Consider the following 15,086-nt stretch of genomic DNA (forward strand, 5'->3'; position numbering starts at 1 on the left):
CTTACGAGGGAAAGTCAGCCGGCCTGACGTGGATCCGATCGGCATGCAGCGACCAGTGACATAACGCCTGGTCCTTGCAAAACCGCGCCTTCGCCCGCTCCCTGGCCTCGTCCTCGTCGGCGGCGTCGATCTCGAGCGTGCCCTGACAGACCTCGCTCTGCCGGCCGTACTCCCCGAGCACGTCCTTCATGAACCTGACGACATAAGTGGACATGGGACCTCCTGCTGCCCCGGCAGCACTCTAATCCCATTTACGCTCTTGGGGGATGGAGATTTTGACGCGGATCAAGGTCGGCGAGGTTCCCGCTGCCCATTCAGGCAGCAGTCCGACCTCACGTGGTAATGTCGAGCAGCGACTTTTCCGTCTCGGAATAGGCCTGAATGACCTTCGCATTGGCAATGAAGCTGTACTTTGCAGCCGCCAGTTGAGCGAATTCGTTGGCGATATCAACATTGGGCGCTGCGACCAGGCCATCCTGGTTCGCGAAGGGAGCGCTCGGGTCGGACTGTACGGTATAGCTCGGCGAAACCGTCGACACGGTCGCGCTCGTGCCGCCGGGCGTCGAGCCGCTCGATTGGGAGACCTGATCGACGCGCAACGGCACGTAAGCCGCGGGAAACGTCGGAGCGATGCACGAGCTGCCGGCAGAGGTCGCCTGGCTCGATCCGTCCGACGTCGGCAGCGGGCCGGTCGTTTGAACGTTGGCGATGTTGCTCGCGGCAACGTTCGCACGCAAACTAGCCGCGGAAAGTCCTGATGACGCAATCGAGAATATGCTCATGGACTTTCAACTACAGAACAAGTGATACGCGTTCACTTATCCGAAGCGTAAGATGCGGCGCGTTGCCTTTCCGCCGTGGTAACCACCCGGCGCGCGCCGATCCCTGGCGCGACTACCCCGGCATCACCCCGAAGGCCTGCTTGAAGCGCTCCGCATAAGCCGGCCAGACCTCGGGATTGATGATACGCGGCGGGCGCCTGCCGTCGAGCGTATCCAGCACCTGCTCGGCGGCGATACGGCCCATGTTCTGGCGTGCCTCGATCGTGACGCCGGCGGTGTGCGGGCTTGCCAGCACATTGTCGAACTGGAGCAGCGGATGCTCCGGTGGCGGCGGCTCCTTGGACCAGACGTCGAGGCCGGCACCGGCGATGCGCTTGTCGCGCAGCGCCTGGAGCAGCGCATCCTCGTCGTGGATGAAGCCGCGCGCCGTGGTGATGAAGTAGGCATGCGGCTGCATCAGCGCGAACTCGCGCGTGCTGATCATGTTGCGGCTGCCCTTGTCGAGCGGACAGGAGATCGAGACGAAATCGGCGCGGCGCAAGAGCTCGTCGAGCTCGACCTTCTCGCCGCCCCGCTCGGCCATCACCTCGGCCGACAGATGGGGGTCATAGGCCAGCACCTTCATGCCGAGCAGACCCTTGCACAGGGCGGCAATGCGGCGGCCGACATTGCCGAGGCCGATGATGCCGACGGTCTTGTGCTCGACCTCGTTGCCGACGAGGTCATTGCGATTGACGTTGGCTTCCCGGCGCAGGCGACGATCAGACTGGATGATGCGCTTGGACAGCGTCAGCATCATCGCCAGTGCGTGCTCGGCGACGGAATGGGCGTTGCCGCCGGACTGGTTGACGACCAGCACCCCCGCGTTCGTGCAGGCCTCGACATCGACGGGGTCGAAGCCCGCGCCGTTGCTGGAGACCAGCAGCAGGTTCGGCGTCCGCTTCAGCAGGGCGGCATCGACATGGAAATGCGGCGCGAGCTCGTCGCGGGCGGCACCGATCTGGTAGACATGGGCCGCGCTCAGGATCGGCGCGTAGAAATCTTCGGGGCTCTCGTTCTCGATGCGATCGAGCCGAACGTCGGGCCGCGCCTTCAGTATGTCGACATAGATCGGATTGGCCAGGTATTTGACGTAGAAGACGCGCTTGCTGTTGACGGACATCAGGACCCTTCCGGCTCTCTCGAGGAGACCCGCAAGGCCAGCGCATACCGCGCCCCGTTCATGCGTCCCTCCCGCTCTCTCATTATTATTGCCGCTTATGACATAGCGGTGCCGGCCACGGCAGGCCCTCTGGCGCAGATCACGGTGCCGGCCCGGACATGTTGACAATCCCGCCCGCTCCGTCAAGTTCGGCCGACAGCCGCGACGGCCGAAGAAGAAGCATGCGCGGCGCAAGGGAGAACGCAATGGCGGTTGCGCAACGGCAGACTTCGCCTCAGGTGGCACAAGGGTCCAGTGACGGGAGCTGGCACGGCATCGTGCTGCAGACCTTGAAGCGGAACGAGATCAGCCTCGTCCCCTACGTGCCCGACCGCGTGCTGACCCCGTTGATCAAGAACCTGCATGCCGATCCCTTCTTCACGACCTTCGCCACCGCCCGCGAAGAGGAGGCGGTCGGCATCGTCTCGGGCGCCTGGATGGGCGGACGGCGCGGCGCGGTGCTGATGCAGACATCGGGCTTTGCCACGCTGGCCAACGTGCTGGCCTCGCTCGCGGTGCCCTACCAGATTCCGCTGATCATGTTCGTCTCCGAGCGCGGCACGCTCGGCGAGTTCAACTACGGCCAGTCGCTGGTCTGCCGTACCATGCGCCCGGTGCTGGACTCGCTGGCGCTGGAACACCACACCATCACCCGGCTCGACGAGCTCGAATTCATCGCCGACCGCTCGATCAAGCAGGCTGTCACGACCCAGGCGCCCGTGGCCCTGATCCTCAACCCGCTGCTCACCGGCGGCAAGACGTTCGACAAGTGAGGCGCGCCAAATGAGCTCGAACATGGACAATCGCAACACCAAGGTGATGAACCGTTTCGACGTGACCTCGCGCCTGATCGGCAAGCTCAAGCACGAGGAAGCCGTGATCGGCGGCATCGGCAACACCAATTTCGACCTCTGGGCCGCCGGCCACCGTCCGCAGAATTTCTACATGCTCGGCAGCATGGGGCTCGCTTTCCCGATCGCCCTCGGCGTGGCGCTGGCGCAACCCGACCGCCGCGTCTTCGCGCTCGAAGGCGACGGCTCGCTGCTGATGCAGCTCGGCGCGCTCTCGACCATCGCGACCTTGAAGCCGAAGAACCTGATCATGATCGTGATGGACAACGGCATCTACCAGATTACCGGAGCCCAGCCGACACCCGCGGCCAGCGTCGCCGACATCGTCGCCATCGCCGCAGGCTCCGGCCTTGCCAACAGCGCCTGGGCCGCGGACGAGGAGGATTTCGAACGGTTGGTCGACGTGGCCATGTCTGCCGCCGAGCCACACCTCATCGCTGTCCGCATCGACGACAAGCCCGGCGTCGGCACCACGCGGCGGGACCCCGTCCAGATCCGGGAGCGCTTCATGCACGGGCTCGGCGTGCGCGAGCCACTTTAACGTTTCGTCATTAACTACACGCCGATCTGATGGAAGGACGGTACCGGTCCGCCGCCGATCCGTGCTAAGCGCAACGGATGTCCATTTTGGTTCGATCCATTGCCTGGCTGCTTGCGGCTGCCGTGACTTTCGCCACCCTCGGTCCCCCCGGCCTTCGGCCTCATTCCGACCTCGGTCAGGACGGCGAGCATGCACTCGCATTCATCCTGGTGGGCCTGGCCTTCGGCCTGGCCTATCGGCATCGGCGCGTGCTGATCGCAGCGGCCGCCGTGGTCCTGATCGGTGTGCTCGAGCTGATGCAATTTTGGGCACCGGGTCGCCACGCCCGGCTGGAGGATTTTCTGGTCGACGCGCTCACCGCCTGCACCGGCTTTGCGCTCGCGGCCGGAGCGGATTGGCTGTTCTCGCGCTTTCGCGCTGGACCCGCCGTAACGAGCGAAGGCCCCGCGGAGTGACGCTCCGCAGGGCCCATCTTCTCAACACTTAGCAATGCTGCCGATCAGTCGATGATCTTGACGACGCGGCGCGTCCGCGGCTCCACGATCACGCGGCGATCATTCACGACTGCATAGCGATACTCGGTGTAATTCGGCACGGGACGCAGCACCACGGTCGGCGGCAGCGGCTCACCGACCACAACGCGCTCCTCCACCACGACGGAATCGCTGCGAGGAATTCCGCCCAGCACTGCATTCGGTATTTCGAGACCCGCGCCAACGGCCGCACCGACGGTGCCGCCGACCATCGCGCCGATCGGGCCGCCGATGTCGCCACCCGCGCGCGCGCCGTCCCTGGCGCCCTGTTCGGTCGTCGACTGGGCAAAGGCTGCACTCGACGCCAGCAGCGACGCAGCAGCCAACGAAATCGCAAGACGGGTTTTCATATTGTTTTGTCTCCAGTGATTGTCCTGCGCCTTCAACCGCGGGCCCGGATCATTGTTCCGGTTCCCGCGTGCCGAAGGATGCAGCAAGACTGGAGACTGTTACCGCGTAACAGTTCAGCTAGCGGCGATCTCGTGGCCTGCCATCAGTTCCAGCGCCCGCACCATCGCGGAGTGATCCCAGGCCTTGCCGCCATGCGCGGTGCAGGACGAGAACAATTGCTGCGCCACCGCCGTGCTCGGGAGCGACAGGCCGAGCGCACGCGCGCCGTCCAGCGCAAGATTGAGATCCTTCTGGTGCAGCTCGATGCGGAAGCCCGGATCGAAATTACGCTTCACCATCCGCTCGCCATGCACCTCGAGGATCCGCGAGGAGGCAAAGCCGCCCATCAGCGCCTTGCGCACCAGCGCAGGATCAGCGCCGGCCTTGGATGCAAACAGCAGTGCCTCACTCACTGCCTCGATGGTCAGCGCGACGATGATCTGGTTGGCGACCTTCGTGGTCTGACCGTCACCGTTGGCACCGACATGGGTGACGTTCTTGCCCATCTTGTCGAACACCGGCTTCATGGTGCCGAAGGCCCGCTCGGGGCCGCCGACCATGATGGTGAGGCTCGCAGCCCTCGCCCCGACCTCGCCGCCCGACACCGGCGCATCGAGATAATCAGCCCCCAGCGCCTCGATCTTCTTGGCGAACTCCTTCGTCGCCAGCGGCGAGATCGAGCTCATGTCGACCACTATCTTGCCTTTGGAGATGCCGCTGGCAACGCCGTCCTTGCCGAACAGCACGGCCTCCACATGCGGGGTGTCAGGCACCATGATGATGACGGCGTCCGCCTGCTCCGCGACCTCCTTGGCCGATTTGCAGGCAATGCCGCCCGCCGCGATCAGCTCGGGCGCAACAGGCGCAACGTCATGCAGGAGCACGCGATGGCCCGCGGCCAGGAGGTGGCCGGCCATCGGCCGTCCCATGGTGCCAAGTCCGATGAAGCCGATGTCGATCATGTCTGCGTTTCCTCACGTCTCGAAAGTCTGTGCCGCATGCCAGGAAAGGCCTTCCAGGGTCGTGGTGCGCGGCTTGTATTCGCAGCCGATCCAGCCGCGATAGCCGATCGCGTCGAGATGGCGGAACAGGAAGGGATAATTGATCTCGCCGGTGCCGGGCTCATGACGGCCGGGATTGTCGGCGAGCTGGATGTGGGCGATCTCAGGCAGATATTCCTGCATGGTGCGGGCGAGATCGCCCTCCATGATCTGCATGTGGTAGATATCGTACTGGACGAACAGGTTGTTCGACCGCACTTCGGAGATGAGCTGGATCGCCTGCTCGGTGCCGTTGAGGAAGAAGCCGGGAATGTCGAGCGTATTAATCGGCTCGACCAGCAGCTTGATGTTCTCCCGCGCCAGGGTCGAGGCCGCAAAACGCAGGTTTCCGACCAGCGTCTCCTGAAGCTCGCGCGGATCGGCATCGTTGGGCGCGATGCCGACGAGGCAGTTGAGCTGCTCGCAGTCGAGCGCCTTGGCATAGTCGATGGCGCCAAACACGCCGTCGCGGAATTCGGCGGCGCGATCGGGCAGGATCGCGATGCCGCGCTCGCCGCCGGCCCAATTGCCTGCGGGAAGATTATGCAGCACCTGTGTCAGCCCGTGCGCCTCGAGCTGCTCGCGCAGCTGCGCCTTGTCGAAATCATAGGGAAAGAGATATTCGACTCCCGAGAAGCCGGCCGCCTTCGCCGCAGCGAAGCGATCGATGAACGGCATCTCGTTGAAGAGCATGGTGAGGTTGGCGGCGAATTTCGGCATGGATGCTCTCCCCTACTCGGCCGGCTGCAGCACGGCGGGCCTGACGGTCCCGACCTCGTCGAGCGGCAGATCCAGCACCTCCTCGAACTCGACGATGTTGTCGATCTCGGTGCCCATCGCGATGTTGGTGACGCGTTCGAGGATGAACTCGACGACGACAGGCACGCGATGCTTCGCCATCAACTCGCGCGCGGTCGCGAATGCAGCCTGCGTGTCCTTGGGGTCGGTGACGCGGATCGCCTTGCAGCCGAGGCCTTCTGCCACCGCAACATGGTCGACGCCGTAGGCACCGATCTCCGGGGAGTTGATGTTCTCGAACGAAAGCTGGACATGGTAATCCATGTCGAAACCGCGCTGGGCCTGGCGGATCAGGCCGAGATAGGAATTGTTCACGACGACGTGGATGTAGGGCAGATTGAACTGCGCCCCGACCGCGAGCTCCTCGATCAGAAACTGGAAGTCGTAGTCGCCGGAGAGCGCGACGATCTCGCGCTCCGGACACGCCGCACGTACGCCAAGCGCAGCGGGCAGCGTCCAGCCGAGCGGCCCCGCCTGCCCGGCATTGATCCAGTTGCGTGGGCGATAGACGCCGAGGAATTGCGCACCAGCAATCTGCGACAGACCGATCACCGTGACATAGGTTGTGTCGCGGCCGAACGCCTTGTTCATCTCTTCATAGACGCGCTGCGGCTTGATCGGGACGTTGTCGAAATGGCTCTTGCGCAGCATCGTCTTCTTGCGGTCGCGGCAAGCCGCGGGCCACGCCTGGCGCTCGCGGAGCTTGCCTGACCGCCGCCACTCCCTGGCGACGGTGACGAACAGTTCGAGCGCAGCCTTGGCATCCGAGACGATGCCGAGATCGGGATTGAACACACGCCCGATCTGGGTCGGCTCGATGTCGACGTGAACGAATTTTCGGCCCTTGGTGTAGGTCTCGACCGAGCCGGTGTGGCGGTTGGCCCAGCGGTTGCCGATGCCGAGCACGAAGTCGGATTCGAGCATCGTGGCGTTGCCATAGCGATGGCTGGTCTGCAGGCCGACCATGCCGGCCATCAGCACGTGATCGTCGGGGATCGCGCCCCAGCCCATCAGCGTCGGCACGACGGGCACGTTGGCGATCTCGGCGAATTCCACCAGCAGGTTCGAGGCATCGGCATTGATGATGCCGCCACCGGCGACGATCAGCGGCCGCTCGGCGGCGTTGAGCATCTCCAGCGCCTTCTCGACCTGCTTGCGGGTCGCGGTCGGCTTGTAGACCGGGAGCGGCTCATAGGTCTCGTCGTCGAACTCGATTTCGGCGAGCTGCACGTCGAGCGGCATGTCGATCAGCACAGGCCCCGGCCTCCCTGAGCGCATCACATGAAACGCCTGGCTGAACACGCGCGGCACCAGCGCCGGCTCGCGTACGGTCACCGCCCATTTGGTCACGGGCTTTGCGATCGACTCGATGTCGACGGCCTGGAAGTCCTCCTTGTAGAGCCGCGCCCGCGGCGCCTGCCCGGTGATGCAGAGGATCGGAATGGAATCGGCGATCGCCGAATAGAGCCCGGTGATCATGTCGGTGCCCGCCGGCCCCGAGGTTCCGATGCAGACGCCGATATTGCCGGCCTTGGCCCGCGTATAGCCCTCGGCCATGTGCGAGGCGCCCTCGACATGCCGCGCCAGAATGTGGCGGATCGAGCCGCGCTTCTTCAGCGCCGAGTAGAGCGGATTGATCGCGGCCCCGGGAACTCCGAAGGCGGTTGAGATGCCTTCCTTCTCCAGAATTCGGACGGCAGCATCGACGGCTCGCATCTTCGCCATATCGGACCTCGCTTGTTTCACGTCAGCGAGCGAGATCATCAGGCGCGAGAGATGCGATCTCAACGAAATCGATTTTATTTTCCACGATGCGGCAGCCGCAGAAAAAGCGCGGTGGTCTCAATCGGTTAGATCGAGATATCCGTGAAAGCAGTTCACTCGAACAGCGGCGCCAGCGCCATCTGCGGCACCAGCACCAGGCCCTTGTCGGTGATGCGAATTTCCGGAATGACCGATAGGGGAATCAAATTGAAGCCCATGTAGGGAATGGTGCAGCCGGCCTCGGCCCATTCCTTCTTCAGCGCCTTGACCTCTTCGGCCACATCAATGACGCGCTTGTCGGACAGGAGCCCCGCGATCGGCAGCGGAACCAGCGCCCTCACCTTGCCGTCGGCGACGACGCAGACGCCACCCTGCTGCTCCCTGATCGCCGCGATCGCGACCTGCATGTCGGCCTCGTTGATGCCGGCGACGATGATGTTGTGACTGTCATGGCCGACGCTGGAGGCGACCGCGCCGCGCTTCAGGCCAAAGTCCTTCAAGAGGCCATGGGCGACGTTGCCGGCCGACTTGCCGTGGCGCTCGACCACCGTGACGAAGCAGAGGCCGTAGCCTGCGAACAGCGACGGCCAGTCCTTCGCGGGCTCGATCTTAACCTTCTCATGGATCAGCGTGATGCCCGGCAGCGCAGTCTTGATCGCGTTGACGGTACACGCCTTCGCCGGCAGCTCCGGCGTCAGCTTGACCTTCTCCGGCAGCTTCACCGTGGCGTAGGCCGCCTTCGGATATTGATAGCGCTGCGACAGCGCCTGATCGAGACGCGGCGTGATCTTGCCGTGCTCGACCACGAGCTCGCCGCCATACCAGGTGCATTGCGGATCGAGATTGTCGTCCATCAGCACGAGATCGGCACGGCGGCCACCGCCGAGGCCACCAATATCGCCATCCATGCCGAAGCGCGTGGCGCCATGGAGCGAGCCCATCGACCAGGCCTGCTCCGGCGACATCCCCGCCTTCACGGCTTCGCGCACCACCCAGTCGAGACCGAACATCATGAGATCGTCGGCATCGCGGTCATCGGTGCAGACCGCGGTGCGCTTGTGCGAGGCGCCGAGCTCGGTGACCGTCCGGATCGCCTGCGGCAGCGAATGCCAGGGCGTCGTTGGCGGTCCGCCGCGCAGGAAAACCCAGACACCGGCGTCGAGCAGATCGTCGGCGATGTCACGGTCAATTGCCTCGTGGGTGTCGGTCACACCGCTCGCCGCATAGGCCGCAACGAATTCGCGGCCGTAGACGTGACCCGACACCGGCCGCCCGCGCTTCAGCGCTGCGGCGAGGATCGCATGGCTACGCTCGTCGCCCATGGTCACCGGGACGAAATCCATCTTCTCGCCGAGCGCGACCGCTTCAGGCCAGCGGTCGAACAATCCGGCGATCTTGTCGGGCGTGAGATCGCCGCCGGCGGTCTCCAGCTCCGCCGACGTGGCCGGCACCGTGCTCGGCACCGTCAGGAAGATCGACAGCGGCGCCTCGCGCGCGTCCTCCAGCATCGCCTCGACGCCGGCGACGTCCATGACGTTGCCGATCTCGTGGCTGTCGCAGAAGATCGTGGTGGTGCCGTTCAGCAGCGCGGCCTCGGCATAGGCGCAGGCCGTCACCATCGAAGATTCGATGTGGATGTGCGGGTCGACGAGGCCCGGCGCGATGATGCCGCCGGCGGCGTCATAGAGCGGAACGTCACTCCACGCCTTCTTCGCCGCACCAGCGGGTTTCACCGCCGCGATCCGGCCGCCTGTGATCCAGACCTCGCGTCCCGGATGGATGCGCTCCGAATAGGTCGAGAGCAGCCGCGCACCAGTGATGACGAGACCCGGCGCAATCCGCGCCGAGGCGACGTCGGCCAGACGCCGGGTCATGCTGTGCAGCGGGGCGACGGCAAAACGGGTCAGCTTGGTCATCAGGACCCTCGCAAGCTGTGAGCTTGGCAATGCTCGCGCCGCTCTTCATGCGGGGCAAGAGCAAATTAAATAGTACGCCTGCTTGCGCATTGGGCAAGAGGCCTCCCTGCTCTCAAAGTTGATGGATAGACGTACTGCATGCTATCATTGTATTTGCGGAATCGACAAACGAAGTTCTGCCAAATACTGAAGCAAGTACATGAAGCTGCAGCAAGAACACTCTGGTGATGATGTTTCTTCTATTTTCGGAACAAATTCTCTGCCCAGTTTGGCGTTGGCAGCGGCATTCAGCCTGACGACACAGCTCATCACCTTCAGCGTTAATGGAGAGCTCGCCCGAGCGGAAGATTCCCCCTCAGCCAAGATCCTTTCGGCCTGTCGTGTTCCGCCGAGCGCGGCGCTGGGAGCAATTCGAAAGACGTCGCCCGAAAGCAAGAAGGGCTACACCTTCATCTTGGCTGCGACGCGCTTCAAGTTCACAGGTGACTACGACCGAGCCATCGAACAGATTGACCAAGCTATCAAGCTCGATCCGGAAAACCCGCGGTTCTATGCGGAGCGGGGTGCTGCCCGTGCAGCGAACCACCAGTTAAGCGAAGCCAGGGAAGACCTCGATCACGCCATCAGCCTCGATGCCAGTTCATCCGTTGCCTTTCTCGAGCGGGGGGCGCTCTACACGAACATGAGCGAATTTGGCCGTGCCATCGTGGACTTCGGCGAAGCTATCAAGCTCTATCCCGGCAATGCTCGCGGCTACCTACTTCGGGGTTCGGCCTTCTTGGATATGCAAGAGTATGACCGGGCGATCGAAGATATCGACCAGTCGATCAGATTAGATCCCTTGTGTCCGGCCGGCTTCAATGCAAGGGCTCTTGCCTACGAGCTGAAGGGTCGGCGCGATCTTGCCCTGGCCGACTACGATAGGGCCATTGAACTCGATCCGTCCCCCGGAAATGCCTTCGTCTTCATACGTCGGGCTTCCTCTTATCGAGGAAAACGAGACTACGATCGCGCCATTCAGGACCTCGGCCAGGCGCTGAAACTCGAGCCCCGGAATGCCCGGGCGCTGAACGGCCGCTGCATCGTCCGTTCGATCGCGGGCGCCTTTGACGACGCCCTCGCCGATTGCAATGACGCCTTGCAGATACGGCCTCGCGATGCCTTAATTCTCGATAGCCGCGCCCTTTCTTCGCTTTTGAAGGGAGCACTCGACGATTCCCTTGCCGACTATGACGCTGCACTCCGCATTGACCCGCGACTTGCCGTCTCGCTGTACGGGCGTGCGATCGCCAGGCGCCGCAAGGGCGACATCCCTGGCAGTGAAGCCGATCTTGCAGCGGCACAAGCCATTAGACCAAACGTGTCAGATTACATGGCGCGATATGGACTCAACTGACACAGACCTCATGAATGCCGGGGCGGCCGGGAACGGTATCATTGCAGTCCCTAAACCCGTCCTTCGCGCGAGTTCCGCCGTCTCCGCGGCGGTTCGGCAGCAGCCTTGACCCGAATCCGCACCGATCCGCCTTTCGGTTGCTCCTCAATTTCGAAGGCATTCGTCTTCCGCACGAGGTCGCTCAGCTTGCGGGAGCCGAAGGTCCTGGAATCGAAATCGGGGGCCAGCGCGATCAGTCGTTTTCCCATTTCGCCGAGATCGACCCAGCCGTCTTCGCTCTCCATCTGGGCGATGGCGGTCTTGATCATGGGGGTGGCCGCATCGGGCGGCTGGAGCGGCTGCTGCTTGGAAGCGGAATCTTGGTTGTTCGCGGTACCGCCGCGCAGATTCTCGGTATAGACGAATCTACGACAGGCCTGCCGAAAACTCTCCGGTGTCTTCTGCTCGCCGAAGCCAAAGACATCAATGCCCTGCTCCCGGATGCGGGCGGCCAGCCGGGTAAAGTCGCTGTCGGACGACACCAGGCAGAAGCCATCGAACCGCCCGCTGTGAAGCAGGTCCATCGCGTCGATGACAAGCGTGATGTCTGATGCATTCTTCCCGGTCGTATAGGCGAACTGCTGCTGCGGAATGATGGCGTGCTTCGAAAGGATATCCGCCCAGGCCTTGGATCGCGCATTGGAGAAATCGCCGTAGATGCGGCGAACGCTGGCCTCGCCGATCTTGGCAATCTCCTCGAACAGTCCGTCCGCGATCTTTGCCGAGGCATTGTCAGCATCGATCAGGACAGCGAGACGGGGCGAGCGAACTTCCGACGGCATGGCATGTCCCCACAAGATGGACGCAGCATCGAAAGATGCGTGCGTCGGAACGACTAATCCTCGTTCGCCTTGAACCGGCCGAGCCCCTTCAGCACGAAAGGCGCCAGCAGCGCGATCAGTGCGATGGCAAGCAGCGTCGCCGAGATCGGGCTCTGCAGCAGCGTCATGGGATCGCCGAGGCTGATCGCGAGCGCGCGACGCAGCTGGCTCTCGGCGATCGGGCCGAGGATCAGGCCGACCACGACGGGTGCGATCGGAAAATCGAACCGGCGCATCAGGAAGCCGAGCACGCCGAAGCCTGATAGCATCGACAATTCCACCACCGACGGCTTTGCCGCGATGGTGCCCATGGTCGCGAACACGAGGATGCCGGCATAGAGCCAGGGCTGCGGGATCGCGAGCAGCCGCACCCACAGGCCGACCAGCGGCAGGTTGAGCACCAGCAGCATGCAGTTGGCGATGAACAGGCTGGCGATCAGGCCCCACACCAGGTCCGGTCGCTCGGCGAACAGCAGCGGCCCCGGGTTGAGGCCGTATTGCTGGAAGCCCGCCAGCATCATCGCGGCCGTCGCCGAGGTCGGCAGGCCCAACGTCAGCAGCGGCACCAGCGTGCCGGCAGCGGAGGCGTTGTTGGCGGCCTCGGGCCCGGCGACGCCTTCGATCGCGCCCTTGCCGAATTCTTCGGGATGCTTCGTCAGCCGCTTCTCGGTCGAATAGGACAGGAAGGTCGGGATTTCCGCGCCGCCTGCCGGCAGCGCACCGATCGGGAAGCCGAACATGGTGCCGCGCAGCCACGGCTTCCATGAGCGCTTCCAGTCCTCCTTCGTCATCCACAGCGAGCCGCGCACCGGCTCGAGCTTTTCCTCTGTGTGGTGGCGGCGCGACGCGACATAGAGCGCTTCACCCACCGCGAACAGACCGACCGCCAGCGTCGTCACCTCGACGCCGTCGAGCAGCTCCGGGACGCCGAACGCAAGCCGCGCCTGCCCCGTCAGCTTGTCGATGCCGACGAGGCCGAGCGTCAGGCCGATGAAGAGGCTGGTGAGACCGCGAATGGGGGAATCGCCGAAGGTGGCAGACACCGTGACGAAGGCTACGCACATCAGCGCGAAGTAATCCTCGGGGCCAAACCGCACGGCAAAATCGACCAGCCATGGCGCGAGGAAGGCAAGCCCGATCGTGGCGATGGTGCCGGCGACGAAGGAGCCGATCGCCGAGGTCGCGAGTGCCGGCCCGCCGCGGCCGGCCTTGGCCATCTTGTTGCCTTCCAGCGCGGTCGCCATCGAGGCGCTCTCGCCGGGCGTGTTGATCAGGATCGCCGTGGTCGAGCCGCCATACATGCCGCCGTAATAGATGCCCGCGAACATGATCAGCGAGCCGCCGGGGTCGAGCTTGTAGGTGACGGGCAGCAGCAGCGCGACGGTCAGTGCGGGGCCGATGCCGGGCAGCACGCCGACGGCGGTGCCGAGGAACACGCCGATCATCGCGTAGAGCAGGTTCATCGGCTGAATGGCGACGGCCATGCCGTGCGCCAGCGCCGCAAAGGTATCCATCACAGCAATCGCTCCAGCGGGCCGGTCGGAAGGCTCAGCGTCAATAACCGGTCGAACGCGAGATAGATCAAAATCGACATCACGAGGGCGATGATCGAATCCATCAGGATAGCGCGGCGTCCAAACGCCGCCGACGTCGTCACGAACAGCGCCGAGGTCGCCAGGATGAAGCCGCCGCCAAAGCCGACGATGGCGATCAGCAGCGCGAGGCCGACGAGGATCAGGACCACCGGGACCGGATCGGTGCTCTCGCGCGCCGGCAGATTGCCGCGCAACGCATCAACGAAGTTGCCGATCGCGAGCAGCGCAAGGCCAATTGCGACCACGACCGGCATCGCCTCCGGCCCCATGCCGTACATCGCGGTCGACTGCAGGCCGCGCGCGTCGAAGACCAGCACCGCGGCGACAGCTGCGAGCAACGCTGCGATGACGATGCCGGCGCGATCGACGCGCCGCGGCGGCTGAGCCGGATCGCCAGACGCGCGATCTCGGGTCATGACTTGACGAGGCCGACCGACTTCAACACGTCGGTGACGCGGACCGTTTCCTTCTTCAGGAAGTCGGCGAAGGCATCGCCGCCGAGATAGGCGTCCTCCCAGCCTTTCTGCTTGAGAATCTCCTTCCAGGCGTCCGACTTCACCATCTTCTCGACCGCATCGCTCAGGGTCTTCTTCTGCTCGGGCGTGATGCCGGGAGGCGCCACCACCGAACGCCAGTTGGCGATCACGAGGTCTATGCCCTGCTCCCTGAAGGTCGGGATATCACTGCCAGGGATGCGCTTCTCGGAGGTCACGCCGATCGCGCGCAGCTTGCCGGACTTGATCTGGCCTTCATATTCGCTGAGGCCCGAAATGCCCGCGGTGACCTTGCCACCAAGGATCGCGGCGAGCGACTCGCCGCCGCCGGAGAACGGGATGTAGTTGATCTTCTTGGCGTCGGCGCCGACGGCGCCGGCAAACAACGCCGCCATCACATGGTCGACACCGCCGGCCGAGCCGCCGGCGAAGGTCACCTTGGCGATATCGGCCTTGACCGCAGCGGCGAGATCCTGCGCGGTCTTGATCGGCGAATTCGCGGGCACCACGATCACCTGGATTTCCTCGGTCAGGCGCGCGATCGGCGTCACCTGCTCGAGCGTCACCGGCGACTTGTTCATGGCGAGCGCGCCGACCATGACAAAGCCGTTGACCATCAGCTGGTTGCCGTCGCCCTTGGCACCGTTGACGAATTGCGCGATGCCGACACTGCCGCCCGCACCGGGGACGTTGGTGACCTGTACGCTGCGCGCGACACCGGAGGCCACCAGCGCCTGCTGCATCGAGCGCGCTGTCTGGTCCCAGCCGCCGCCGGGAGCCGCCGGCGCCATCACCTTGAGCTCGAGCTGCTGGGCCAAGGATGGCGTCGCTGCCGCAAGGGTCAGCGCAACAGCTGCGCCGGCAAGGCGCGCGGAAAAATGGAACATAAGGACGCTCTCCTGGATCATGCGGACGTTTGCCGCAT

The 15,086-nt window shown here is 64.1% G+C and carries 16 protein-coding genes; 4 read left to right on the top strand and 12 right to left on the bottom strand.

Going from position 1 to position 15,086, the window contains the following annotated elements; translation table 11 throughout:
* Window position 1: 1 nt before the first annotated feature.
* The 3 genes from Q0743_RS04640 to Q0743_RS04650 all read right to left on the bottom strand — a co-directional run bounded on the left by Q0743_RS04640 (window position 2) and on the right by Q0743_RS04650 (window position 1,944).
* Window positions 2-214: a hypothetical protein gene (locus Q0743_RS04640; RefSeq protein WP_174718872.1), complete on the bottom strand. Its 213-nt coding sequence runs from the start codon at window positions 212-214 to the stop codon at window positions 2-4.
* A 118-nt stretch (window positions 215-332) separates the two neighbouring features.
* Window positions 333-782, bottom strand: a complete 450-nt coding sequence (locus tag Q0743_RS04645; RefSeq protein ID WP_298240410.1) for a flagellar basal body rod C-terminal domain-containing protein — start codon at window positions 780-782, stop codon at window positions 333-335.
* Between the two features lie 112 nt (window positions 783-894).
* The gene (locus tag Q0743_RS04650) at window positions 895-1,944 is read right to left on the bottom strand and encodes a hydroxyacid dehydrogenase (RefSeq protein WP_298240411.1); all 1,050 of its coding nucleotides are present in this window, start codon (window positions 1,942-1,944) and stop codon (window positions 895-897) included.
* Between the two features lie 245 nt (window positions 1,945-2,189).
* Here Q0743_RS04650 and Q0743_RS04655 point away from each other — a divergent pair, with 245 nt between their 5' ends.
* From Q0743_RS04655 to Q0743_RS04665, 3 genes are all read left to right on the top strand, one after another.
* Complete coding sequence (locus Q0743_RS04655) at window positions 2,190-2,756, top strand: thiamine pyrophosphate-binding protein (protein WP_298240412.1); 567 nt, start codon at window positions 2,190-2,192, stop codon at window positions 2,754-2,756.
* Between the two features lie 10 nt (window positions 2,757-2,766).
* A complete protein-coding gene (locus Q0743_RS04660; protein ID WP_298240413.1) occupies window positions 2,767-3,375 on the top strand; it encodes a thiamine pyrophosphate-dependent enzyme in 609 nt (202 codons plus the stop codon).
* A gap of 77 nt (window positions 3,376-3,452) precedes the next feature.
* Window positions 3,453-3,830: a VanZ family protein gene (locus Q0743_RS04665; RefSeq protein WP_298240414.1), complete on the top strand. Its 378-nt coding sequence runs from the start codon at window positions 3,453-3,455 to the stop codon at window positions 3,828-3,830.
* Window positions 3,831-3,874: 44 nt separating this feature from the next.
* Here the strand turns inward: Q0743_RS04665 and Q0743_RS04670 are convergent, their stop codons facing one another.
* From Q0743_RS04670 to Q0743_RS04690, 5 genes are all read right to left on the bottom strand, one after another.
* Window positions 3,875-4,258, bottom strand: coding sequence for a DUF1236 domain-containing protein (locus tag Q0743_RS04670; RefSeq protein ID WP_100176620.1), 384 nt, complete (start codon window positions 4,256-4,258; stop codon window positions 3,875-3,877).
* A gap of 114 nt (window positions 4,259-4,372) precedes the next feature.
* On the bottom strand, window positions 4,373-5,260 hold the full coding sequence (locus Q0743_RS04675; RefSeq protein WP_298240415.1) for a 2-hydroxy-3-oxopropionate reductase: 888 nt from the start codon (window positions 5,258-5,260) through the stop codon (window positions 4,373-4,375).
* Between the two features lie 12 nt (window positions 5,261-5,272).
* Window positions 5,273-6,058, bottom strand: a complete 786-nt coding sequence (gene hyi / locus Q0743_RS04680) for a hydroxypyruvate isomerase (RefSeq protein WP_298240416.1) — start codon at window positions 6,056-6,058, stop codon at window positions 5,273-5,275.
* 12 nt (window positions 6,059-6,070) lie between these two features.
* Window positions 6,071-7,861, bottom strand: a complete 1,791-nt coding sequence (gcl, locus tag Q0743_RS04685; protein ID WP_298240417.1) for a glyoxylate carboligase — start codon at window positions 7,859-7,861, stop codon at window positions 6,071-6,073.
* Between the two features lie 152 nt (window positions 7,862-8,013).
* The gene (locus Q0743_RS04690) at window positions 8,014-9,816 is read right to left on the bottom strand and encodes an adenine deaminase (protein WP_298240418.1); all 1,803 of its coding nucleotides are present in this window, start codon (window positions 9,814-9,816) and stop codon (window positions 8,014-8,016) included.
* A 199-nt stretch (window positions 9,817-10,015) separates the two neighbouring features.
* Between Q0743_RS04690 and Q0743_RS04695 the strand changes: the two genes are divergently transcribed.
* Entirely contained in the window at window positions 10,016-11,212 is a 1,197-nt protein-coding gene (locus Q0743_RS04695) for a tetratricopeptide repeat protein (protein WP_298240419.1), read from the top strand.
* Window positions 11,213-11,262: 50 nt separating this feature from the next.
* Here the strand turns inward: Q0743_RS04695 and Q0743_RS04700 are convergent, their stop codons facing one another.
* From Q0743_RS04700 to Q0743_RS04715, 4 genes are read right to left on the bottom strand one after another with little or no spacing between them, the layout of a single operon-like run.
* Window positions 11,263-12,033: an NYN domain-containing protein gene (locus Q0743_RS04700; protein WP_298240420.1), complete on the bottom strand. Its 771-nt coding sequence runs from the start codon at window positions 12,031-12,033 to the stop codon at window positions 11,263-11,265.
* A gap of 53 nt (window positions 12,034-12,086) precedes the next feature.
* A complete protein-coding gene (locus Q0743_RS04705) occupies window positions 12,087-13,586 on the bottom strand; it encodes a tripartite tricarboxylate transporter permease (RefSeq protein WP_298240421.1) in 1,500 nt (499 codons plus the stop codon).
* Window positions 13,586-14,083, bottom strand: a complete 498-nt coding sequence (locus Q0743_RS04710) for a tripartite tricarboxylate transporter TctB family protein (RefSeq protein ID WP_298240422.1) — start codon at window positions 14,081-14,083, stop codon at window positions 13,586-13,588. The genes Q0743_RS04705 and Q0743_RS04710 overlap by 1 nt, the downstream gene beginning before the upstream one ends.
* Window positions 14,080-15,048 carry a tripartite tricarboxylate transporter substrate binding protein gene (locus tag Q0743_RS04715; RefSeq protein WP_298240423.1) on the bottom strand — a complete coding sequence of 323 codons (969 nt, stop codon included), beginning with the start codon at window positions 15,046-15,048 and terminating at the stop codon, window positions 14,080-14,082. Before Q0743_RS04715 ends, Q0743_RS04710 begins: the two co-directional genes overlap by 4 nt.
* Between the last annotated feature and the right edge of the window lie 38 nt (window positions 15,049-15,086).

Source organism: uncultured Bradyrhizobium sp. (genome assembly GCF_936943645.1).
Lineage (GTDB): Bacteria > Pseudomonadota > Alphaproteobacteria > Rhizobiales > Xanthobacteraceae > Bradyrhizobium.